Annotated in this window: 19 protein-coding genes and 1 rRNA gene; 10 read left to right on the forward strand and 10 right to left on the reverse strand. The window is 44.1% G+C overall.

The features are described from left to right. The first annotated feature begins 121 nt into the window (after positions 1–121). From SVI_RS02335 to SVI_RS02355, 5 genes are all read left to right on the forward strand, one after another. Positions 122–1264 carry an HDOD domain-containing protein gene (locus tag SVI_RS02335; protein ID WP_013049780.1) on the forward strand — a complete coding sequence of 381 codons (1143 nt, stop codon included), beginning with the start codon at positions 122–124 and terminating at the stop codon, positions 1262–1264. 452 nt (positions 1265–1716) lie between these two features. Continuing rightward, positions 1717–2934 carry an aspartate aminotransferase family protein gene (locus SVI_RS02340; protein WP_013049781.1) on the forward strand — a complete coding sequence of 406 codons (1218 nt, stop codon included), beginning with the start codon at positions 1717–1719 and terminating at the stop codon, positions 2932–2934. A gap of 148 nt (positions 2935–3082) precedes the next feature. Continuing rightward, positions 3083–4102 carry an arginine N-succinyltransferase gene (astA, locus tag SVI_RS02345; RefSeq protein ID WP_013049782.1) on the forward strand — a complete coding sequence of 340 codons (1020 nt, stop codon included), beginning with the start codon at positions 3083–3085 and terminating at the stop codon, positions 4100–4102. A gap of 9 nt (positions 4103–4111) precedes the next feature. Continuing rightward, a complete protein-coding gene (gene astD, locus SVI_RS02350; protein WP_013049783.1) occupies positions 4112–5572 on the forward strand; it encodes a succinylglutamate-semialdehyde dehydrogenase in 1461 nt (486 codons plus the stop codon). Between the two features lie 173 nt (positions 5573–5745). Then, a complete protein-coding gene (locus SVI_RS02355) occupies positions 5746–6543 on the forward strand; it encodes a DUF1338 domain-containing protein (RefSeq protein WP_041419592.1) in 798 nt (265 codons plus the stop codon). Positions 6544–6635: 92 nt separating this feature from the next. On the opposite strand, the gene SVI_RS02360 is transcribed toward SVI_RS02355, so the two are convergent. The 4 genes from SVI_RS02360 to crp form a co-directional block, all read right to left on the reverse strand. Next, positions 6636–7964: an ATP-binding protein gene (locus SVI_RS02360; protein ID WP_013049785.1), complete on the reverse strand. Its 1329-nt coding sequence runs from the start codon at positions 7962–7964 to the stop codon at positions 6636–6638. After that, entirely contained in the window at positions 7961–8635 is a 675-nt protein-coding gene (locus SVI_RS02365; protein ID WP_013049786.1) for a response regulator transcription factor, read from the reverse strand. Before SVI_RS02365 ends, SVI_RS02360 begins: the two co-directional genes overlap by 4 nt. A gap of 31 nt (positions 8636–8666) precedes the next feature. Continuing rightward, positions 8667–9005, reverse strand: a complete 339-nt coding sequence (locus SVI_RS02370; protein ID WP_013049787.1) for a PepSY domain-containing protein — start codon at positions 9003–9005, stop codon at positions 8667–8669. An 80-nt stretch (positions 9006–9085) separates the two neighbouring features. Continuing rightward, positions 9086–9721, reverse strand: coding sequence for a cAMP-activated global transcriptional regulator CRP (gene crp, locus SVI_RS02375; protein WP_013049788.1), 636 nt, complete (start codon positions 9719–9721; stop codon positions 9086–9088). A 444-nt stretch (positions 9722–10165) separates the two neighbouring features. On the opposite strand from crp, the gene SVI_RS02380 reads away from it, so the two are divergent. Continuing rightward, positions 10166–10945 carry a tetratricopeptide repeat protein gene (locus SVI_RS02380; protein ID WP_013049789.1) on the forward strand — a complete coding sequence of 260 codons (780 nt, stop codon included), beginning with the start codon at positions 10166–10168 and terminating at the stop codon, positions 10943–10945. Between the two features lie 500 nt (positions 10946–11445). On the opposite strand, the gene SVI_RS02385 is transcribed toward SVI_RS02380, so the two are convergent. The 3 genes from SVI_RS02385 to SVI_RS02395 all read right to left on the reverse strand — a co-directional run bounded on the left by SVI_RS02385 (position 11446) and on the right by SVI_RS02395 (position 13718). Continuing rightward, positions 11446–12333 carry a phosphoribulokinase gene (locus SVI_RS02385; protein WP_013049791.1) on the reverse strand — a complete coding sequence of 296 codons (888 nt, stop codon included), beginning with the start codon at positions 12331–12333 and terminating at the stop codon, positions 11446–11448. A gap of 174 nt (positions 12334–12507) precedes the next feature. Next, on the reverse strand, positions 12508–12744 hold the full coding sequence (locus SVI_RS02390) for a YheU family protein (RefSeq protein ID WP_013049792.1): 237 nt from the start codon (positions 12742–12744) through the stop codon (positions 12508–12510). A 2-nt stretch (positions 12745–12746) separates the two neighbouring features. Continuing rightward, entirely contained in the window at positions 12747–13718 is a 972-nt protein-coding gene (locus SVI_RS02395) for a hydrolase (protein WP_013049793.1), read from the reverse strand. Positions 13719–13898: 180 nt separating this feature from the next. Here SVI_RS02395 and SVI_RS02400 point away from each other — a divergent pair, with 180 nt between their 5' ends. Beyond that, positions 13899–14408, forward strand: coding sequence for a twin-arginine translocation signal domain-containing protein (locus tag SVI_RS02400; RefSeq protein WP_013049794.1), 510 nt, complete (start codon positions 13899–13901; stop codon positions 14406–14408). An 84-nt stretch (positions 14409–14492) separates the two neighbouring features. Beyond that, the gene (locus SVI_RS02405) at positions 14493–16088 is read left to right on the forward strand and encodes a GMC family oxidoreductase (RefSeq protein ID WP_013049795.1); all 1596 of its coding nucleotides are present in this window, start codon (positions 14493–14495) and stop codon (positions 16086–16088) included. A gap of 387 nt (positions 16089–16475) precedes the next feature. Here the strand turns inward: SVI_RS02405 and SVI_RS02410 are convergent, their stop codons facing one another. After that, positions 16476–16919 carry a TIGR02444 family protein gene (locus tag SVI_RS02410; RefSeq protein WP_013049797.1) on the reverse strand — a complete coding sequence of 148 codons (444 nt, stop codon included), beginning with the start codon at positions 16917–16919 and terminating at the stop codon, positions 16476–16478. An 89-nt stretch (positions 16920–17008) separates the two neighbouring features. Next, the gene (locus tag SVI_RS02415; RefSeq protein ID WP_013049798.1) at positions 17009–18919 is read right to left on the reverse strand and encodes an ABC transporter ATP-binding protein; all 1911 of its coding nucleotides are present in this window, start codon (positions 18917–18919) and stop codon (positions 17009–17011) included. 180 nt (positions 18920–19099) lie between these two features. On the opposite strand from SVI_RS02415, the gene SVI_RS02420 reads away from it, so the two are divergent. Beyond that, positions 19100–19300, forward strand: coding sequence for a YheV family putative zinc ribbon protein (locus SVI_RS02420; protein ID WP_041419593.1), 201 nt, complete (start codon positions 19100–19102; stop codon positions 19298–19300). 96 nt (positions 19301–19396) lie between these two features. Here the strand turns inward: SVI_RS02420 and SVI_RS02425 are convergent, their stop codons facing one another. Beyond that, entirely contained in the window at positions 19397–20116 is a 720-nt protein-coding gene (locus tag SVI_RS02425; protein ID WP_013049800.1) for a helix-turn-helix domain-containing protein, read from the reverse strand. A gap of 957 nt (positions 20117–21073) precedes the next feature. On the opposite strand from SVI_RS02425, the gene SVI_RS02430 reads away from it, so the two are divergent. After that, positions 21074–22618: ribosomal RNA gene (locus tag SVI_RS02430) — 16S ribosomal RNA — on the forward strand. Positions 22619–22803 lie beyond the last annotated feature (185 nt).

Below are 22803 nucleotides of genomic sequence, written 5' to 3' on the forward strand. Positions count from 1 at the left end.
CCGACAATCATGGGTAAAATTAAATGTATTTCAGTTGAGTTAATTCTCTGTTACTTCTGCTAAATGAATCAGATTAATGCTAAATTGTAACTATATGGTTTTTGTGAGGAAGTAGCTAAAAGTGGTGATATCAGTAGCCGGTGGTGTAAGGCCTGGAAAAATTATTGAGATTGAACACAGGTTGTATCAACAACTTATAGTCGGTAAGCAGAAATCGAACTCCATGTTTGATGAGTTCGATGTCGAGCTTGAGAGCGATGCTAATAAATTAGCTATCGAGCGAGAAGCTGTTTTAGAGCGATTAGCTAAGCAGATCCAGGCTAGGCAGGTTTTTGAAGAGGTGTCAGAACAACTTATCAATACGGTTAACAACGCCGTAGATCATAGGCTATCTTCTCCTGAGCAGGTATTAAAGCATTCAGGTATCAACCAACATCAGCTGTTGATGTTAGAGTTATTACAAGATGAAAATGTAGACCTCACTCGTCTTAAATCTCTGATCGAAGAGCAGGCATGGCTAGTTCGTGATCTGACTAATATGGTTAATAGTGCTTCTTTTCGTCATCGCCGCCCCCAGAGTTCCGATGTGAAAGTCACGGATATAAAACTTGTGCTTAACTTTATCGGCATTGAAAATATTAAGTTATTGATCCCCTATTTTTGTATTCGAAATTGGCTACCTACTGGTCATGCCAACTTGCTCTGGACCACTCGAAAACTCTGGCGCTACTCTGTAGTGAGTGCGATTGCCGCTCAGGCATTGGCTAAATTACACGAGAAGGACGCTTCCTTTGTCTATACCTGCACCTTACTCAGTCAGCTTGGCCCCTCTGTGGTGCTGAAAAATAGCGCCAAGCTATTTGAGCAGATCTGGGGTACCTGGTTAAGAGAGGCGAGTGCCAGTAGGGACAAAGAAGTTTACGATGCCGTGGTCGCCACCGAGTTCCCTGCCGAAAAAGTCTACCACCTGGTGCTTGAGCATGGGAATAAGCTTAATTGGCAGTTGCTCCATCATCTCGATTTCAAAGGTAGCGCCATGACTGAAGTCTTGGCCGAATTAGATAACAACTTGAGTTATAAGGAACTTTCTGAGGATGCTGCCATGGTTGCGCGAGCGAATTGCTACGCTAAAGTGGTCTTATTGGAAGAGTTACGTCAGATCGATCCCCAAGAAAAGCGGATGATGTTTGACTATTATGAGTTATCTGAACAAGAGGTTATTCGTCTCAAGGGCCAGAATTATAAGAAGCTCACTATTATCTAATATTCAGTTTAATACTCTTGGTTTTGGTAGGTAAGTTACTCGGCTCTCTCTCGACTGCAGCATCTTAGTTGTAGAGCCGTACCTGTTAACTAGCAGTGAGTGATTTTGCAGCATTATTTAATTATCTTGGTCATAGTTGGGGCTTATGGTTCGGTTAACTATGCATATGTCATGAATAACTAGCCATTTGTGGCTCTAGTAACTTTTTTTATGACTAGTTATGCTGTGAACCCCCGCTATAAACGCTTGTATAATTCTTAAAGACCAATCTTTATGCACTAAATATGTGAAGCTCGTCTATGATGAGTGTAAGAAACTGGTATTCTGATCACATTTTCGCTATTAATGTCTCTTAAGCAATGCAAACAACTACCGCCAGCAAGAGTTTTATAATGATAAAAGGCGGTAATAGTGGCTTATAGAGCCATTAACGACAACAAAGGATGAGAAGTATGAGCGTCAACAACACACTGACAAGAGCCCAATTTGATGAAGTCATGGTGCCTAACTATGCGCCCTCGGCAGTTATCCCTGTTCGCGGCAAAGGTAGCCGAGTCTGGGATCAAGAAGGTAAAGAGTTCATCGATTTTGCCGGCGGTATTGCCGTTAACTGTTTAGGTCACTGTCATCCAGCCCTTGTTAGTGCATTGAAAGAGCAAGGCGAAAAAATTTGGCATCTATCTAATGTAATGACTAACGAGCCAGCATTAGAACTAGCGACTAAGTTAGTCAATGCGACGTTTGCTGATCGTGTATATTTTGCAAATTCAGGTGCTGAAGCAAACGAAGCTGCTTTAAAACTTGTTCGTCGTTATGCCATGGATAAGTTTGGTGCTGAGAAAGATCAAATCATCGCCTTTGACAAGGCATTCCACGGTCGTACTTTCTTTACCGTGAGTGTCGGTGGTCAGGCTGCCTATTCAGATGGCTTCGGTCCTAAGCCTCAGGGCATTACACACGTACCATTCAATGATATTGCTGCTCTTGAAGCGGTTATCTCTGATAAGACTTGTGCCATCATGATGGAGCCTCTTCAAGGAGAAGGCGGGATTGTAGACGCAGATCCTGAATTCCTGAAAGCAGTTCGTGCCTTGTGTGATAAGCACAATGCACTCTTGGTTTTCGATGAAGTGCAAACAGGTGTTGGCCGTTTAGGTGAACTATACGCATATATGCGTGGTGATGTGGTACCAGATATATTAACTACTGCTAAAGCTTTAGGTGGTGGTTTCCCAATCGCTGCTATGCTGACCACTAAAGAGATTGCCGCTCATCTTAAGATCGGTACTCATGGCTCTACCTATGGTGGTAATCCACTGGCTTGTGCTGTCGCTAATGCTGTACTGGATGTGGTCAATACTCCGGAAGTATTGCAAGGCGTTAAAGTGCGTGAGCAGTTGCTGCGTGATGGACTGAAGAAGATCAACGATAAGTATGATGTGTTCACTGAAGTACGCGGTCAAGGTCTACTACTTGGTGCGGTACTCAATGATAAATACCAGGGACGCGCTAAAGATTTCTTGGTAGCCGGTACAGCGGAAGGCTTGATGAGCCTGATTGCTGGCGCAAATGTTATTCGCTTCACTCCGTCTTTAGTCATTCCAGAGGCCGATATCGCCGAAGGTCTTGCACGTTTTGAGCGTGCAGTTGCTAAAGTCGTTGCAGGCTAATTGACTGAATGAGCGAGAGATATTGATCTCTCGCTTTTTTGTCATTGGCAATACTTGAACCTTAGCCGTTAGCTGCTTGTCTTAATAGATACTCATGCTAAAGATATGTCAGCGGTTGAGCGACGAGCAACAGTGAGGAGACACAGAGATGTTAATCATACGTCCTATCCGATCTAGCGACTATGAAGCGCTTTATCAAATAGCCAAAGAATCAGGTCATGGTTTTACTTCTTTGCCTGTTAACGAAGAGCTACTCAAGAGCAAGATTGCTCGAGTAGAAGCTTCGTTTCAAAAGCAGGTAGATAAACCCTTCGACGAAGGCTACCTGATGGTACTCGAAGATACAGAGTCTGGCGAAGTCGTCGGAACTTGTGGTCTCGAGGCTGCTGTGGGCATGGAAGATGCATTTTATCACTATCGTTTAGGCACTGAAGTGTATCACTCCGGGCAGATCGACGTGAGAAATGAGGTGGAAACCTTAACCTTATGCCATGACTATACCGGTGCTGCCGAGCTATGTACCTTGTTCCTGCGTGATACCTACCGTAAAAATAATAACGGCAGAATGTTATCTCGTAGCCGCTTCTTATTCTTAGCGCAACACTCAGAGCGCTTCGGCGATACAGTGATCGCTGAGATGCGCGGAGAAAGTGATGAGGCGGGGAACTCTCCATTCTATGACTGGCTGCAGAAGCATTTCTTAGGCATAGATTTTGTTGAGGCCGATTATCTTTCGGGACTGGGACAGAAAGCTTTTATGGCTGAAATGATGCCTAAAAATGCCGTGTATGTGTGCTTGTTACCCGAAGAAGCACAAAAAGTGATTGGTGAGGTTCATACCAGCACCCGTCCTGCGCTAAATCTGCTTCAAGCTGAAGGTTTCAGATGTCGTGGATATGTGGATATTTTTGACGGTGGACCCACGGTCGAGTGCAACTTGTCTGATATTCGTTCGGTAAGAGAAAGCCGTTTACTGACTATCTCGATAGGTACTACTCCAGAATCAGATTCCAGTTTTATCATATCAAATACTCAATTAGCGAATTACCGCGCCACCTCCGCTAAACTTCTGCTCACAGAAGATAGCGACGTGGTCACTGTGTCACCTGAACTTGCGGCAGGCTTATTGCTGTCAGAAGGTGATCAGATCCGTGTCTTGGCTATGTAGGAAAAAATAATGACTCAATTTATTAAAGGCCAATGGGTCCCAGGCCTAGGTCACGACGTGACATCTAAAAACCCAGCTACTAATGAAGTTATCTGGAGCAGTAAGACTGCGACGCCAGAGCAAGTTAATACCGCCGTTGATGCCGCTCGAGATGCTCAGTTCGATTGGTTCATGTTAGGTTTCGATGCTCGTCTTGCCATAGTAGAGGCTTATCGCACTCAACTTGAAGAGAACAAAGCCGAGATAGCAGAAGTTATCGCCCAAGAGACTGGCAAGCCTCAGTGGGAAACCGCTACCGAAGCCGGTGCCATGATAGGTAAGATTGGGCTTTCAGTTGCCGCTTACAACAAGCGAACCGGTTATAGCGAGAATGATATCCCTGCAGGACGTGCGGTACTTCGTCACAAGCCTCACGGTGTGGTCGCGGTATTTGGTCCTTATAATTTCCCTGGCCATCTGCCAAACGGTCATATTGTTCCTGCGCTACTTGCGGGTAATACTGTGATCTTTAAGCCATCAGAACTCACTCCAAAAGTAGCCGAGCTTATGCTTAAGCTATGGGAGAAAGCTGGACTTCCAGTTGGCGTGATTAACTTGGTACAGGGCGAACTCGAAACTGGTAAGGCGTTAGCCGCTCATCCACAGATCGATGGTTTGTTCTTTACCGGTAGTTCACGTACTGGGCATATCTTACACCAGCAGTATGCCGGTGAACCTGGCAAGATTTTAGCACTAGAGATGGGTGGTAATAATCCGCTTATCATTAAAGGTGTAGAAAATACCAAGGCTGCCGTACACGATATTATTCAGTCTGCCTATATCTCATCGGGTCAACGTTGTACCTGTGCACGTCGTCTCTATGTAGAGAAAGGTGCACAAGGTGATGCCTTACTTGAGTTGCTTGCTAGTGCAGTTAAGCAGATTAAAGTGGGTGCCTGGAACGCACAGCCACAGCCATTTATGGGATCTATGATCTCAGAAGTTGCGGCTAAAGGCATGGTGGAAGCTCAGCGTAACTTGCTTAATTTAGGTGGTGAGTCTCTCGTAGAACTTACTCATTTAGAAGCGGGTACTGGTCTAGTCTCTCCGGGTTTGATCGATGTCACTAACGTCATCGAGCTTCCGGATGAAGAGTATTTTGGCCCGCTACTTCAAGTGATCCGTTACAGCGATTTCGATGAGGCTATCAAGTTAGCCAACAGCACACGCTATGGTTTGTCTGCGGGTATCCTTGCAGATAGCCGTGAGGATTATGATTACTTCTTAGCACGTATTCGTGCCGGTATCGTTAACTGGAACAAGCAGATAACAGGTGCTTCTGGTGCTGCACCATTCGGTGGTGTTGGCGCCTCGGGTAATCACAGAGCGAGCGCATTCTATGCGGCCGACTACTGTTCTTACCCCGTATCATCAGTGGAGGCCGATGTTGTCAGTCTCCCTGCTAACTTGAGTCCAGGCTTGAGTCTCTAAATTTACAATGAAACCATGGGAAACACCTCGAAAGTGTTTCCCTTTTTTATGTACAGAATTGTTTGAAAGGCCAGACCGCTACTCTCTCGCTGTACTTATATCGTGATAAAAATAATCCCAAGGCAAAATCTAAGGTTTGTTATTGGAACGCGATGCCGTTAAGGAAGAAATTGATGCACACAGATATTAACAAGCTATTTGAAAACCTTTGGAATGACTACATTAAGATGACGCCGTCGGCAGAGCCTGTTCGTCAACTGCTTTCTCGAGGTGAGACCATCATTAACGATCATATTGCCCTACGTACCTTTAATATCGAGAAGGTCAACTTAAAGGTTTTAGCGGCTCATTTCGAATCTTTGGGTTATGTGGACTCGGGTGATTATCATTTCGAGGCAAAAAAGCTGAAAGCTAAGCATTTTGAACATCCGGATGCGACGCAGCCTAAGGTGTTTATCTCTGAATTATTAGTCGAAGAATTTAGCCCTGAGCTACAAAATACCATTAAGGCTTTGGTTGAACAGATTGATGTTGCAGCTACCAAGGCAGATGACTTCCTCTATTCGGGACGCCACTGGGAGCTCGACTCCAAGACCTATGAGGCTTTACTTGCCGAGAGTGAGTATGCTGCCTGGGTTGCAGCTTTTGGTTATAGAGCCAATCATTTCACAATATCTATTAACCACTTGCCTGGATACACCAACATCTTAGATGTGAATGAGACCCTTAAGCAGGGTGATTTTGTGTTAAATTCAGCCGGCGGTGAAGTGAAAGGCTCTGCCGAGGTACTACTGGAGCAGTCTTCGACTATGGCAGATCGTATTTCAGTTAGCTTTACAGACGCTGAGAAAGAGATCCCAAGCTGTTTTTACGAATTTGCACTGCGTTACCCTAAAGCTGATGGAAGTCTTTATACAGGCTTTGTGGCAGCTTCTGCGGATAAGATTTTTGAGAGTACTAACGCAAGCTAGCCGATATTCAAGAAAGTGTAGTCGCTAAAAAGCCGGAATCTAGTTCCGGCTTTTTAATATTTGAATCAGTCTAGTCATGAGGAAAGTGGGTATTATTGTTTAAAGCGTAAGCAAATTTTTAATCCACCTAAGTCACTGTGAGCGAAGGTTAACTGAATTTTATACTGCTCGGCTATGTCTTTTACTATGGATAGTCCAAGACCATGTCCCATGGTGGCTTCGTCTAATCGTCGACCACGATCCGTGAGTTGTTTAAGTTCATCACTTGCCACTCCAGGTCCATCATCTTCGATAATCAGCATAATAGCCTCTTCCGCTAGCTTGGCACGGATCTCTACATGACTATTGGCCCACTTATGGGCGTTATCGAGCAGATTGCCAATCAGCTCCATACCATCTTCTCTATGGAGTGGTAATCGAGTGATGTTCTCTGGTATATCGATATTGCAGAGGAGACGCTTATTGTAGTGAACCTTACTTAGTGTGTTACATAAATCTTGAAGATCTTTAGGCAGCTGCATCTGGGCTGCGGGTAGCATATCTCCGGTAATTCTAGCTGCAGCTAGCTTACGCTCGACCATTTTATGGATTAGGTCGAGTTGATTCTGTAATGCTATTGCCGTATCCGGGTCTTTCAGTCCTAAGACTTCAACTTGCTGTTGCATCACGGCTAATGGGGTTTTAAGACCATGACTTAGGTTGCCTATATTATTGCGACTGCGCTCGATCTGCTTGCTTGAATATTCGAGCAGCTCATTATATGTAGAAGCTAGAGGTTGTAGCTCAGGGGGAATATTGTTAACTTCTAAGGAGGTTATCTCACCCTCTCGGAGCTTAGATAGTACCTGTTGGATCTGGTTGATCGGCTTGAAAGATTGCCTGAGTACCAGAAAAATACCGGCTATCATGGCCAATAGCATGGCTAAGTTAACCCCTAATTTAGTACCGTATATCTGGGTGAATATTTTACGGCCTATGCTCAGGTCCTGGGCGACAGTCAGGGTTGCATCGACATTCAAATAATCTGAGCCTAAACCCAGTGATAGCAGTTGAATATCATGGTTTTGTGGTCCCTTAGATTGCCATACTCGGCTCTCACCTTTTTCTAATGGCTTAATATTGAGTTTCTGATCCCATAAAGAACGGGAGCGGATCTCTTGTTCCGGCAGATTTAACTGATAATAACGTCCCGAAAATACAGGTTTATAAAAGCCTGAAAGTTGGCTCTGATCTATGCTTAGCTTGCTATTATTTAATTGAGTAGCCAACAGGACTTGTTCCAGATCTTCCTGCAGCCTAGCAATAATCGAGTCGTGAAATGCCTGTCTGAGCATAGTCTCGAAGGAGACTATGCCTATAACTGTGGAAATAATGACTAAACCCGTTAACCAGAGGCTGAGTTTAGTACGGATCGACATCATTCCTTTATGCCGTGGAAGATATAACCTTGTCCACGTCGAGTCTCAATAGCGGTTTTCCCTAGCTTCTTACGCAGATGAGTAACATAGACCTCGACAACATTACTTTCTTTCTCGTCATCGAATTGGTATAGCTTCTCTGTGAGCTGGGATTTAGACAGAAGTTTCTTAGGTGACATTAAAAATATTTTGAGTAACTTAAACTCCATCGCTGTTAGTTCGAAGTTTTTATCTTCGACCGTAACAGATTGCTGATTTTCATCGAGAACTACGCCGGAAAAACTTAATTCTTTTGTGGGTAAGCTAGCTTTTCCATGAGCTCGCTGAATGAGAGCATGTATCCGTGCGAGTAATTCTTGAGTATGGAAAGGCTTGCCTAAGTAGTCATCGGCTCCAGCGTTGAAGCCTTCGACCTTTTCATGCCATTGACTACGAGCCGTGAGCATGATGACTGGGGTCATTACCCCACGATTACGCCAGCGTTCCAATAGCTCCAGGCCATTACCGTCGGGTAGGCCGATATCTAATATGACACAATCGTAATCGGTTTCTTTTAAGAGATAATCTGCTTCAGCAGCTTTGTCAGTCACGTCGGTGACGTATCCGGCCTGCTTCAGTTGTTTTTCAAGTTCTTCTACGAGTAGTGCATTATCTTCAACGAGCAGTAGTTTCATATTAACCTGTTACTTCGCTAATGGTGTAGTGCTAGTCTTTAAAAGCAATACAGCCTGATGGCAATGATTTATTAGGATGTGGCTGTCCAGTGCTGGCATCCAGACTCAGCTCTATAATTTGGCCACCTTGGGCCTTAATTTGCAAATCATAACGCCATTTACCTTGCTCTTGATAGAGATGGGCATCTATGAGTTTACCGTAACAGAAGTATTTGATCTTGGAGAGGGTGATATCCAATGAGAGGATCTTACCTGCACTCACTAAATCATTCGCCTGATAATGTCCAAGTTCTACAAGGGGAGAGCTTGAGGCGCATACAGGTGTATAGGTTGCAAGAGCTAACAAGGTGATGAACAGAGCCCTTGTCATTAATATTTCTCCAAAAAAATGGCCTGAGATTATCTCAGGCCATTTTATCGAAGCTGTCTTAAATCTAACTTAATGCTGGCTTAGCGGGTACCGTAAACAACGATAGTCTTGCCATGAGCCTGGATCAGGCTTTGCTCTTCAAGCATTTTTAAGATTCTACCCACAGTCTCACGAGAACAACCCACAATCTGACCTATCTCTTGGCGAGTGATCTTGATCTGCATGCCATCAGGATGAGTCATGGCATCTGGCTGCTTGGCCAAGTGCAGTAATGTTTGGGCAATTCTTCCAGCCACATCCAAGAAGGCTAGATCGCCCACTTTCTGGCTAGTGCTGTGCAGACGGTAGGCCATCTGTGAAGAAAGCTTCATCAATATTTCAGGATTGACCTGAATAAGTTGCTTAAACTTCTTGTAAGAGATCTCTGCAATTTCACATGGCTGCTTAGCGCGAACCCAAGCGGTACGCAGGGATTGCTCTTCAAATAAACCAAGCTCGCCGATGAAGTCACCTTGATTTAGGTAAGAGAGGATCATCTCTTTGCCTTCTTCATCTTTGATTAAAACGGCTACAGAGCCTTTAACTATATAGTAAAGAGTGTCTGATTCTTCACCAGCGTGGATCAAAGTGCTTTTGGCTGGATACTTATGAATGTGACAGTGTGATAAAAACCATTCCAAAGTAGGATCTGGTTTTGGCTTACCAATAAGAGCCATGCCTATGTTCCTCGACTGTTTGATTTAAATATTAGAATCTTTATTAATGTGCAGTTTACGCCAGTTTATTCAGTAAAACCTAGATAAAGATCTAACTTTAGAATAAATGAATCTTCGTAACTTACTTACAATACGAGTCATTTTGATACATCAGTGATATAAGTCAACTATCAGTATGTAAATATGTAGCGAAGGGATTGAATTCAGTCGTAAAATTTATAGCATTAGTTCGGAATTTTACTTATAACGAGCTGAGAAGGTTAATGAAACACGCTTTTTCTCGACTTTAACGAGTAAATCTGGCTAACTCAAGAAAATAAGATTTTTGTACCGTTTAGCTAAAGCATAGCTTAGCCTCTATATAAAATAGCGGCTATTTTGCAAATTGTAGCAAGGTTGGTCTTTTAGATATGTTTAAACAGTGACACTGGATAGGAGTTGTAAGTGAAATATCATCCGTTAATTTTAAGCGCTGGGCTTATGTTTACATTAGTAGTAAGTACAGCCGCGAATGCATTTTCAATTCCGCAGACTAAAGTCGCCCTAGCGGCGAGTAAGGTGGCACATATTCAGTTGAAAGCGAGTCAAGGAGAGCAAGAGGCACAGTTTTTACTCGGTCTTATGTACTTGTCTGGCAGATTCGTCTCTCAAGATCAGCAGCAAGGCATAAAGTGGATCTCGGCCGCTGCAGAGCAGGGTCATCCTAAGGCGCAACAAACTTTGGCTGATCTTTCGTTTGAAGGCAATATTATCCAGCGTGATCTAGGCACTGCAGAGCATTGGTATCTGATGTTGAGTGAGCAAGGTAATAAATGGGCTCAGTTTAGACTCGGATTCATCTATGCCGCAGGTGGAGAAGGTGTTGAGCGTAACTGTGGTAAAGCCGTTGAACGTTTTAACTCGGTTGGCGATGAAGTTTCTCTGGGCAATGTAGCCTGGATTCTGGCTACTTGTCCGGAAGCCGAGTATCGTAATGGTGATAAAGCACTCGAACTTGCTCGTAGCCTGGTTGCATCCGATCAGCAAGATCCAACCAATTTAGATAACTTGGCAGCAGCCTATGCTGAAACAGGCGACTATAACTCCGCCGTAGAGACTCAGCAAAAAGCTATCCATGCATTGAAAAATTCTAAAATGGTTAACCGCTCCGATGAGTTTGAACAAAGATTACAAAGCTATCAGCAGAATAAACCCTTCCGTGAAGTCATTCCTTTAATGGATTAGAAACGGTTCTAGGATTTAGATTCTAAAAGTTAGGCGTTATATGATTCTTAGATAGCTTGATGGTTTTATTAAGTCAGTTGGCACTCCCAACTGGCTTTTTTTGATCTTAGACTTCTGGTTTCTAGCTGCTTTCCGTAAGGAATGAACACTAGACTCAAGGACTTTTTGTTTTGAGAAGAGTCTCGAGAAGCTGATTAAGCATGGACGTGGAGTTTACTTGAAGATAGGGATTGGAATTGCCAGCCCACTCAAGGAGCCTCTGTTTTGAGAAGTGTCTCGAGAAGTAGAACAAGTATAGGTTGGAATTTACTTTGAGTTAAGTGCCTAGGTTTTTTTTAGAAAGGAATAGCCAGCACACTCAAGGAAATAAACTGATTAAGATGGGGGAATTTACTCCCAAGAGTATGCTAACTCATCAGTCTTTCGCCTGAAATCCCGATATGAGCTAGTCTACTGGAACACACTTAAATGAAACTGAAGTTTATATAATTATACCAAGTCTATTCACTATCTAAAGAGAGTAGCTGTTGGCGTTTCTCGAGTAGATCTTGGATGAGGGGGGTCAGAATCAATTCCATGGCTAAGGACATTTTACCGCCAGGCACAACTAAGGTGTTTATTCGCGACATAAAAGAGCCGTCTATCATCTTCAAGTAATAGGGGAAATCTACGTTCTTAATGCCTCTAAAACGTATCACTACAAAGCTCTCATCTAAGCTGGGGATATTCTTAGCACTAAATGGATTTGAGGTGTCGACAGTCGGAACGCGTTGAAAGTTAATATGGGTCCGCGAGAACTGAGGGGTCATATGATTGATATAATCATCCATACTACGAACGATAGATCCCATCACTTTTTCCCGGCTGTGACCTCTTTCTGAAGTATCTCGAATGATCTTTTGGATCCACTCCAAGTTGACTATTGGTACCATACCTATCAGTAAGTCTACATGTTCGGCAACATTGCATGTGTCTGTTTTTACCCCACCGTGTAAACCCTCGTAATAGAGCATATCGGTATTTTCAGGTAAGGGATGCCATTGAGTGAATGTCCCTGGCATCTGATTGAAGGGCACGGCTTCATCGAAAGTATGCAGATAAGCGCGAGTCTCACCTTGACCCGTTGAACTATAATCACTGAAACATTGCTCTAAACGTTCGAAGTCATTTGCTTCGGGTCCAAAATAGCTAATATTTTTATTATCTGTTTTGGCTTTACGGATCATTAGTTCCATTTCAGGACGTGTGTAATGGTGAAAACTATCGCCTTCAACGCTGGCAGCATTGATCCCGAGTTGACGGAAAATATGCTTAAAAGCCGTTGTTGTTGTCGTGGTACCAGCTCCTGATGAACCTGTTACTGCGATAATGGGATGTTTTGCTGACATTAAATTTCCTAAATGGAATGGGTCAAATCGACTAAAGGCAATGAAGAGAGCCAAGACCAAGATAAAAGTGACATGCTATTTCTAATAACATCTAGTGTTATACGGTAATGACTGCGCTTAGGTCAAATTTGGTCTGGAGTTAGTTACACTTTTAAAGTGTTCACTATGGTCGATTTAGCGATTTAGATGTTCTCTATGCTTGATGGCAATAGACTCATCATCTTCGCTGAACTCCACCACTAAGACTCCCTGCTTCAGCAGCTGCTTACAGCGTTCACTCGCCGAAGTTAATACCTGTTCATCTGTATCTGAGAAACCGCCATCTTCTATTTGCGTTAACAGGTACTCCTTGATTAAGTTATTCATGGTTGCGCTGGGAAGCTGTAGTAAAGCGTCATAAGGAACAAGCATATTCAGGTCTCTGTAGGAATTAAAAAATGTAGGATCCGTTTCTCTAGATAGTATCTTGGTTTAAAGGGAGTTCCACCATCGATAAAACCAACATGACCCCCTTGAGAGTGAAGTTCATAGGTTACTTGGCTAGCACACTGCTCTGCAGTTGGGATAACATCGGCGGTCATAAATGGATCATCTGCAGCATGAATGACTAAGGTTGGTTTATGAATGTTTTGCAAAAAATCCATTCCACTGGCTCTTCGATAATAATCATCGACGCTATCGAATCCATGTAAAGGGGCTGTCACTTGATGGTCAAATTCATAGAAGCTTTGTAGCTTAGAAATCTGCGATAACGAAATCGGCATATCCTGAGTCAGTTTAGGGTTTTTTACCTTCTCTATGGTTTTCTGCTGCAGCTGCTTAATCAAGTAGCTTTGATATACCTTAGAGAACCCACTCTCTAAACGCTTAGCACATGCGGATAACAGTAGTGGGGCCGAGACCACTACTGCCCGTTCGATTAAACTGGCGTTAGCATATTCGCCTAAATATTTGGCGAGCACATTACCACCTAAGCTGTATCCTACAGCAAGGAGAGGCGAGTCAGGATACTTGAGTCTTAATTGAGATAAATTCTCCTGCAGATCTTGGGTATCACCGCTGTGATAACTTCGTGCCTTACGGTTTGTTTCTCCCGAACAGCTCCTGTGATGATGGACCACAGCACAGACAGATTGGCGCTGACAATCATTGAGTAATCGGCGTACGTAATGTGATTCAGAGCTTCCCTCTAGACCATGAATGATGATCACGATAGCTTGGTGTGCTTTAGGCTGGCCTAACCAATCGAGATCGATAAAGTCGCCATCACTAAGCTCCAGACGTTGACGTGTTAAATCTGGTCGGTCCACTTTCGTTAGCACAGGTAGAATCGTTTGAATGTGTGGGTTTCTGGCCCACCAAGGGGGAGAAAAATATCGCATCATAAAATTGGCTATTGCTGAAAATTAAAACGTGTGTTTAATTGATACTAGTCTTGGCATTCTAGCATATCTGAGATCTTGATGAATTATCTCAATCTGGCCTGATGTAGATGTTGCGATTTAATTACCTGTAAAGTGAATACGGGTCTGTATCCTCTATAAAAACGAATATGAAGGGATAGCATGGAGCGACGCACTTTTTTAACCACAGCATTAGTCGGTACTGCAGCATTAGCTTTAGGGGTAAACCTTTACATTCCAGAGCATATTAAGGTCAACAAAGCTTTGGACAGCGAGCATAGGCTGCTGTTTAGCATCTTGCTACCCGTTTTTCTGGATGATGCCTTACCAGAGGTGGGGAGCTTGCGTATAGCCGCACAGAATCGTACCTTAGATACCATTATTCAGACCATCTCATTGTTACCTGCAGATGGACAAGCCGAATTAGAACAACTACTCGATATGCTAGAAAATAGGCTAGGTTTACTGGTCTTGACAGGAAGTATGACGCCTTTGATGATGCGCAAGCCCGATGAGCTAATCGTCATGCTCGAGTATTGGCGTAATAGTTTCTTGGATATGATGGTAATAGCCTATCAAGGGCTGAGAGAGCTTGTACTGGCAAGCTATTATTCCTGTCCAGAACACTGGAGCCGCTTGAATTATGCCAAACCCACGTTCCTTGAGGAGTAGGCCGGCCATTGTGCTTAATTTGATGTTTAGTCTTAGAGATTTCTTCAAAAAATAATAACAATAATTGTGTTTAGAGGTGATGAAGTGGCGATACCAGATCCTATAGTCGAAGGCTTAGCCTCAGGTTGGAAGCATATCGATGCTAGCCAGTTGAGCCAAGATCAAACTCTCGAGGCCGATGTGGTTATTGTGGGTAGTGGTGCCGGTGGCGGCGTCGCGGCTGAAATATTAACTGACGCAGGGTTGACCGTGATCATAGTCGAAGGGGGGCCGCTTAAATCTTCCGAAAGCTTCAATATGGAAGAGAGGCGAGCTTATCCAAACTTGTATCATCAAGCGGCGGCGATGAAAACCCAAGACAAGGCCATTGGTATTTTTCAGGGAAGAGCCGTAGGCGGGTCGACAACGGTAAACTGGACCACCTCTATTCGGACTCCCAGGCCTACATTGGACTTCTGGGCCAAAGACAAATCCGTCAAAGGCTTATCGAGACAGGATCTAGACCCTTGGTTCGATAAGATGGAGAAACGACTCAATATTTCTAAGTGGGAGTATGAGCCAAACAGAAATAATCAGGCATTGAAGTTAGGCTGTGAAAAGCTTGGCTGGGACTACACTGTCATCAAGCGCAACGTCAAAGGCTGCTGGAACACGGGTTATTGTGGTATGGGGTGTCCGATTAATGCCAAACAATCCATGTTAGTTACTACAATCCCGGCTGCACTAGATAAAGGAGCAACCTTAGTCAGCAGAGCTAAGGTCATCAAGCTAGAGCATCATAATGACAAAATATCTGCCATCGAGGCTCAGGCCTTGAATGAGCAGATGCAGCCGACAGAATTTAAACTGATATTTAAGGCTAAACACTACATCATTGCCGCCGGCGCAATCCATACACCAACAATCTTGCTGAGATCTAACTTGGCCGATCCACATCAACTCCTGGGTAAGCGTACTTTCTTGCATCCGACACTATTAAGTGGCGCTATCTTTAGCGACTCTATCAATGGTCATAGCGGTGCTCCTCAATCCATCTATTCAGATGAATTTGTATGGAAACATGGCACAGCCAGTGGAGATCTAGGCTATAAGCTCGAAGTGCCTCCTATTCATCCGGTTCTGATCGCGTCTAAAACCATAGGTTATGGTAAGACTCACGCATCTCTGATGGATCAATTTAACCAGCTGCAAGTCACCATAGCCTTGATTCGTGATGGCTTTCATGAACAAAGTCAGGGAGGCCAAGTCCAGCTTACAGATACTGGTTTTGCCATAGATTATCCGCTGAATGAGGCTTTCTGGCGCTCGGTTCGAAGATCGTTCGGGAGTATGGCTGAATTACAGTTTGCGGCAGGTGCTAAGCAAGTCTTGCCGATCACCGAAGGAGCTCCTTACTTTAACAGCTGGAAAGAAGCTAAATCTGCCATGGAGACTCTGGATCTTGGTCCACTTAAGACTGTGGTCGTTTCGGCACACGTAATGGGTGGCTGTCCCATGGGAGAAAACACTAAGCTGTCTATGGTCGATAGTCAGGGAAACTCTCACTACTATGAGAATCTATCTGTGATGGACGGTTCAGTATTTCCTACCAGTTTAGGCGCTAACCCCCAGCTGACTATTTATGCCATGACGGCGAGAAACGCAACGCTATTAGCAGAAAGGCTTAAATCATCTTCATAAGAGCTTAATTGTGATGGATAGAGGTTGCACGGGCTGATGGACTGACGAATGAATTAGTTTTCCCCATTGCTACCAGTTTAGGGACTAACCCCTGCTGACTGTCTATGCCATGACGGTAAGAAACGTGGTTCTAGTTACAGAAAGGCTTATATCATCTTCATAGGAGCTTAATTGTGATGGAGAGAGGAATGGACGGATTAGTTTCTACCATTCTTACCCGTTTAGCGGCTAACTCCAGCAGACTGTCTATGCCATGACGGTAAGAAACGCGGCTCTAGAACAGAAAGGCTTAAATCATCTTCATAAGAGCTTAACTGAATGTGTGTTAAATATGAGACTAAAGAGGATACTGTGGGTTTAAAGCTTTAAACCCACATAACATGTAAACTAGACCTGCTCTGTAAGCATTGGGTAATCGGCTTTATTTAAGTTAAACAAACTCAGATAAGTACCTAAATTTGAAGTTTTTCCGAAATGTGAAAGCTGCTTGAGTTTATGTAGGATTAATCCCTGTGATTTACGCTCAAGCATCAACTCTACATCCAGCATCTGCTGATATTCATCGCTTGCTAAACTGTTTTTACTCAGCTTACGCAACTTGCGATAGGGGAGTAAAATGCGTGCTTCCCATTGATGGATTTCACTTTGAAGTTTCGTCCAGTCCTGGCTACTCAGTAGATAGTCTTGTGTATCTAGCCATAATGACAGTAAAAGCAAGTTAACATTTAACTGGTGATTATCTTGTAACTCTAAACAAAGTGCTTGGTGCTGGTGGTAATAACCATCACAAATTTTCCATAATGAAATATCAAAATGATTCACAAATGTCATCTTGCTTCCTTGAATATCACTGAGCTCTATATTAATAAAGCACTATATCAATAATCATCTTATCCAGAGCTTGTGCTTAAGGTACTTGTTTAGAGCTGGGAACGTACCTGAAGTTCAATCTCTTCGATGTTCTCTTGTACGTCTAACCACTCCATCTCACTCTCTTCCAGTGATTGAGCCAGCGTGGTTCTCTCGGCAAGTACTTGGGTCAACTTAGCCTTATTTTCTGCATCATACAGACTCATGTCCGCGAGCATTGTTTCGATTTCACTCAAACGGTCGTTGGCTTGCAGTTGCGCTTTTTCGAGTTTTAGCTGAACTTTACGCATGGGAGACAGTTTTTGTCTGAGTTCGGCTTCCAAACGTTTCTGTAGTTTCTTATCTTGAGCCGGCTTGGCTTCGGTGCTCGCTTCTGTTTTATTCGCGGCCTTAGCGGCATCGAGTAACCATTGATGATAATCATCAAGATCGCCGTCGAAGCTAGTTACTTTCCCCTGATCGACCAGGTAATAATCGCTACAACTGAGTCTTAATAGATGACGATCGTGAGAGACGATTATCATGGCACCTTCGAATGTCTGAAGTGCCATCGTTAAGGCATGTCGCATCTCTAAATCTAGATGGTTGGTAGGCTCATCAAGAAGCAATAGGTTAGGCCGCTGCCACACCAGTAAAGCTAATACCAGACGAGCTTTCTCACCACCGGAAAAGGGGCGAACTGGAGAAAGAACCATATCGCCGTTGAAACCATAGCAGCCAAGGAAGTTTCTCAGTTCTTGCTCTTTATGAGTGGGGGCTAGTCGACTAAGGTGCTGTAGCGGGGAGTCATCTAAACGCAGGCTTTCCAGCTGGTGCTGGGCAAAGTAACCGATATTAAGTCCTGGGTTAGTCTCATACTTGCCCTTCATAGGAGCAAGTTCTTCCGATAACAGTTTAATCAGGGTCGACTTACCTGCACCGTTTCGTCCGAGTAAACCTATGCGAGCGCCAGGGACTAAGTTTAGCTGCACGCTCTTGAGGATCTCTTTGTCGCCATAGCCCACAGAAACGTGCTCCATGGTCACTAACGGATTAGGCAAGGCCTCAGGTTCTCTAAATGACATATGAAACGGGCTGTCAGCCTGGGAAGGTAGTAACTCGGCCATACGTTCGAGCGCTTTTAATCGACTCTGAGCCTGCTTGGCTTTACTGGCCTTATAACGAAAACGGTCAACGAAGGACTGCATATGTGCCCGTTCTTTCTGTTGGCGTTCGAAGGCAACTTGTTGCTGAGCCATACGCTCGGCGCGTATGCGTTCAAAGGCGGTATAGTTGCCTTTATAGTAATTTAGCTTGTGGTGTTCGACGTGAATAATTTCATCCACGATACCGTCGATGAAATCTCTGTCGTGACTAATTAGAATAAGAGTGCCTTGGTAGGCTTTTATCCAACCTTCTAGCCAGTACATGGTATCTAGGTCTAAGTGGTTGGTTGGCTCATCGAGTAATAAGAGATCTGACCGACATAGTAAGGCTTGGGCCAAGTTAAGGCGCATTCTCCACCCACCCGAAAATTGTTTTACCGAATTACTCTGCTCAGCTTCATTAAAGCCTAAGCCGGCTAATAGACTGGCTGCGCGAGAGCGAATAGCATAGCCACCTATGGCATCAATTTTTCCATGAAGATGAGCAATCTCATTACCATTATCATCATGTTGAGCCTGAACGAGTTTGGCTTCAAGTTCTCGATACTCGAAATCACCATCGATAACATAATCTAAAGCTGACACGTCTAATGCCGGAGTTTCCTGAGCTACTGTCGCAATCTGCCAGCCGCTAGGAAAAGAAATATCGCCTTTATCTAAGCTGATCTTACCGAGAATGAGCGCTAATAGTGAAGATTTACCCGTACCATTGGCGCCCACTAACCCAACCTTGTGTCCAGGGTAGATTGTTAGCGATGTTTCATCGAGAAGCGTTTTAGTGCCGCGGATCAGTTGAGCTTGAGAGATGGATATCATTGATTACGATCTGACGATGTTCAGGAGTATATTAACAAGGATGATATCCCAGAAGTGAGTTTCAGCCTAGGAGCAAAATCAAAATCATGACAATGGGGTTAATTGAATGAGATTGTGGCAAAATAGGCGTTAAGTTGGAAAACATCCCATAGTAAGTTAGACAATAGCAGGTTGATAACAGTGACTGAAGTTAGAGTGAAGAAGCGTTTCGTTGCCGGTGCTAAGTGCCCTAAATGTAAAGCTATGGATAGCATTGTACTATTTAAAGAGCAGGGCGTTGAGACTATAGAATGTGTGGAGTGTGATTATCGGGAGCAACAAACCGATGAGAAAGTCGCAAAGAAGGCCAGCGGGGATATAATCGGTGTTTTTAAGCCTTAGTTCATTGCCTACTACTATATGTACTCGTCATAGGTTAAGCATTAAGGCTATAGAGAGTAAAACTATCTATAGCCTAGAGCTCTTAGATAAATAAGCTTACGTCTTATTAAAGCGTCTTTCTAAAACAAAGCCCATAATCCCTGAACAGAGTAATAACACCCCAATTATCTGTAGCCAAGCGTTGATTGTTCTGGGTAACTTTTCTTTTTTATCCAGAAGATATTGCCTTTTACCCATTGTTGATTCTTCGACAAAGTACTGGCCGTGATTCTCATCGGTTAGCAATATAATTTCGTTGCGGCGTTTAGCCATCTCTATTCTTCTAGCATCAACTTCAGCCCTACCTTCTCTGGTGTCTGTGCTGATTATATTTCTCCATGAAGAGTAAATGTCATTTGCTTCACCGGGTAATATGATACCTGGTGATTCATATTGATAACGCGTCTCATCGAATAACTGCTTGCTGTAACCTGTGTAGAAAAGCGTGATCCCCAGAATAATTAATAGACTTGCTATATAAAGGTAGCGACGTAGATTATGAATGAGTTCCTGTTCTTGTTGTGCCAGCTTCAATTCAATGTCAGGGATCTGAATAAGCTGAAATCTGTCTTTCATTACATCGAAACGATGAATGAACTCTTCAACTGTAATCGTTAAGGCTTTTAATAAAGCGCGAAAGATATCATTGGATGGAATGGACTTGTCGTTTTCTAATTTTGATAAGTAGGATTGCTCAATACCGGCTAGTTCTGCCAACTCTGGCTGGCTAAATCCTCTGTCTACTCTGAACTGTTTTAACTGCTGCCCTAAAGTCATGCTCTGATCCTTGTGAGTGCTATAAAATATAAATACAAAATTCGAATTTGCATCAATGGACTTGCTTGCCGGCAATAGACTCTATTCTTGGGTATTCATGGATAAATATGAAGTGGAATATTTGCTTCTATTTAGGAATGTTGAGGTAATCAAGGCTATTAGGCATAAATGAGTGACTTATGGTGAGAGTTGAAGGGTCAGCATGAACTCCTATCTAATGAATTACGTCACATTAAGGATGTAAGCCACCAGTGCAGACTATTAATAGAGATATTGCCACGTAGAAGTAAGTCGGTAGTTTGAAAAGTGAGTAGAATGAATAAGAACTGAGTTAAAATCGGACGGGTTTAGGCATGTTTGTGGGTAAGTCTGGGGGTAACTGGTGGGTAGCTTGTGCTTAAATCACTGTTTTTAAAATATGTCAGTTTTAGTCTAAAAAGCCCTTGTGCTCTGGGCTGATATCCCTATAATGCGCATCCACTGACACGGCAAACCAGTCCTACTAAACATTAAGTTGAGTAAGACCAGTCGAGTTAGGGCAACAAGTTAGCTTAGTTTTTTCCTTCGTTTTAAACGATAAGAATTAAATATTTAAAAGCCCTTGACGCCAACCACGGAGAGTGTAGAATACGCCTCCTCAAGCCAACGACCTAGCGTCAACGGCGGTGCTACTTAGCACCACGCTCTTTAACAATACAAAACAAGAAATCTGTGTGGACACTCACAGGTGTTGAGTTATTCGAAATTGCTTCACTCTTTCTAGTAAAGGATGAGCAATCAAAAATTTAACTCAATGAACCACTGAGTGACCATAGCAACTTTGGTTTCTACTTTCTTTCGAGAAAGTAAATTCAAAGAAGCAAAATATGTAAGCTTCATTGACCTTCGGGTTAGTGAAAAACAGTATAATTCATTGAGCCGATGTCATCTTCGAAAGAGGATGCATCAAAAGAACTTTAATTGAAGAGTTTGATCATGGCTCAGATTGAACGCTGGCGGCAGGCCTAACACATGCAAGTCGAGCGGAAACAGAAAGTAGCTTGCTACTTTGCTGTCGAGCGGCGGACGGGTGAGTAATGCCTAGGGAACTGCCCAGTCGAGGGGGATAACAGTTGGAAACGACTGCTAATACCGCATACGCCCTACGGGGGAAAGGAGGGGACCTTCGGGCCTTTCGCGATTGGATGTACCTAGGTGGGATTAGCTAGTTGGTAAGGTAATGGCTTACCAAGGCGACGATCCCTAGCTGGTCTGAGAGGATGATCAGCCACACTGGAACTGAGACACGGTCCAGACTCCTACGGGAGGCAGCAGTGGGGAATATTGCACAATGGGCGAAAGCCTGATGCAGCCATGCCGCGTGTGTGAAGAAGGCCTTCGGGTTGTAAAGCACTTTCAGCGAGGAGGAAAGGTAGGTAGTTAATAACTGCTTACTGTGACGTTACTCGCAGAAGAAGCACCGGCTAACTTCGTGCCAGCAGCCGCGGTAATACGAGGGGTGCAAGCGTTAATCGGAATTACTGGGCGTAAAGCGTACGCAGGCGGTTTGTTAAGCAAGATGTGAAAGCCCCGGGCTCAACCTGGGAATTGCATTTTGAACTGGCAAACTAGAGTCTTGTAGAGGGGGGTAGAATTTCAGGTGTAGCGGTGAAATGCGTAGAGATCTGAAGGAATACCGGTGGCGAAGGCGGCCCCCTGGACAAAGACTGACGCTCAGGTACGAAAGCGTGGGGAGCAAACAGGATTAGATACCCTGGTAGTCCACGCCGTAAACGATGTCTACTCGGAATTTGGTGTCTTGAACACTGGGTTCCCAAGCTAACGCATTAAGTAGACCGCCTGGGGAGTACGGCCGCAAGGTTAAAACTCAAATGAATTGACGGGGGCCCGCACAAGCGGTGGAGCATGTGGTTTAATTCGATGCAACGCGAAGAACCTTACCTACTCTTGACATCCATAGAACTCGCTAGAGATAGCTTGGTGCCTTCGGGAACTATGAGACAGGTGCTGCATGGCTGTCGTCAGCTCGTGTTGTGAAATGTTGGGTTAAGTCCCGCAACGAGCGCAACCCTTATCCTTATTTGCCAGCACGTAATGGTGGGAACTTTAGGGAGACTGCCGGTGATAAACCGGAGGAAGGTGGGGACGACGTCAAGTCATCATGGCCCTTACGAGTAGGGCTACACACGTGCTACAATGGTCGGTACAGAGGGTCGCAACGCCGCGAGGTCAAGCTAATCCCACAAAGCCGGTCGTAGTCCGGATCGGAGTCTGCAACTCGACTCCGTGAAGTCGGAATCGCTAGTAATCGTGAATCAGAATGTCACGGTGAATACGTTCCCGGGCCTTGTACACACCGCCCGTCACACCATGGGAGTGGGCTGCACCAGAAGTAGATAGCTTAACCCTTCGGGGAGGGCGTTTACCACGGTGTGGTTCATGACTGGGGTGAAGTCGTAACAAGGTAGCCCTAGGGGAACCTGGGGCTGGATCACCTCCTTACCTATACGACTAACTCAATATTTGCTGAGTGTTCACACAGATAACTTGTTCTTGTTAGAGCGAGAAACGCACCTTTACGGTGTTGTTTGTTCTTTAAAAATTTGGAAAGCTGATAGTGTTAATGCGAAAGGGATAATGACTTACTTGTAAGTTGTTATTAATAGCATTAGCGCGAAAAATAAATA

Source organism: Shewanella violacea DSS12 (assembly GCF_000091325.1).
In the GTDB taxonomy this organism is placed as follows: Bacteria; Pseudomonadota; Gammaproteobacteria; order Enterobacterales; family Shewanellaceae; genus Shewanella; species Shewanella violacea.

Excerpts from the sequence above, each read along its gene's own strand:
- SVI_RS02340 (WP_013049781.1), top strand. The coding sequence starts at position 1,717 with ATGAGCGTCAACAACACACTGACAAGAGCCCAATTTGATGAAGTCATG.
- astA (WP_013049782.1), top strand. The coding sequence starts at position 3,083 with ATGTTAATCATACGTCCTATCCGATCTAGCGACTATGAAGCGCTTTAT.
- astD (WP_013049783.1), top strand. The coding sequence starts at position 4,112 with ATGACTCAATTTATTAAAGGCCAATGGGTCCCAGGCCTAGGTCACGAC.
- SVI_RS02355 (WP_041419592.1), top strand. The coding sequence starts at position 5,746 with ATGCACACAGATATTAACAAGCTATTTGAAAACCTTTGGAATGACTAC.
- SVI_RS02360 (WP_013049785.1), bottom strand. The coding sequence starts at position 7,964 with ATGATGTCGATCCGTACTAAACTCAGCCTCTGGTTAACGGGTTTAGTC.
- SVI_RS02365 (WP_013049786.1), bottom strand. The coding sequence starts at position 8,635 with ATGAAACTACTGCTCGTTGAAGATAATGCACTACTCGTAGAAGAACTT.
- SVI_RS02370 (WP_013049787.1), bottom strand. The coding sequence starts at position 9,005 with ATGACAAGGGCTCTGTTCATCACCTTGTTAGCTCTTGCAACCTATACA.
- crp (WP_013049788.1), bottom strand. The coding sequence starts at position 9,721 with ATGGCTCTTATTGGTAAGCCAAAACCAGATCCTACTTTGGAATGGTTT.
- SVI_RS02385 (WP_013049791.1), bottom strand. The coding sequence starts at position 12,333 with ATGTCAGCAAAACATCCCATTATCGCAGTAACAGGTTCATCAGGAGCT.
- SVI_RS02390 (WP_013049792.1), bottom strand. The coding sequence starts at position 12,744 with ATGCTTGTTCCTTATGACGCTTTACTACAGCTTCCCAGCGCAACCATG.
- SVI_RS02395 (WP_013049793.1), bottom strand. The coding sequence starts at position 13,718 with ATGATGCGATATTTTTCTCCCCCTTGGTGGGCCAGAAACCCACACATT.
- SVI_RS02400 (WP_013049794.1), top strand. The coding sequence starts at position 13,899 with ATGGAGCGACGCACTTTTTTAACCACAGCATTAGTCGGTACTGCAGCA.
- SVI_RS02410 (WP_013049797.1), bottom strand. The coding sequence starts at position 16,919 with ATGACATTTGTGAATCATTTTGATATTTCATTATGGAAAATTTGTGAT.
- SVI_RS02415 (WP_013049798.1), bottom strand. The coding sequence starts at position 18,919 with ATGATATCCATCTCTCAAGCTCAACTGATCCGCGGCACTAAAACGCTT.
- SVI_RS02425 (WP_013049800.1), bottom strand. The coding sequence starts at position 20,116 with ATGACTTTAGGGCAGCAGTTAAAACAGTTCAGAGTAGACAGAGGATTT.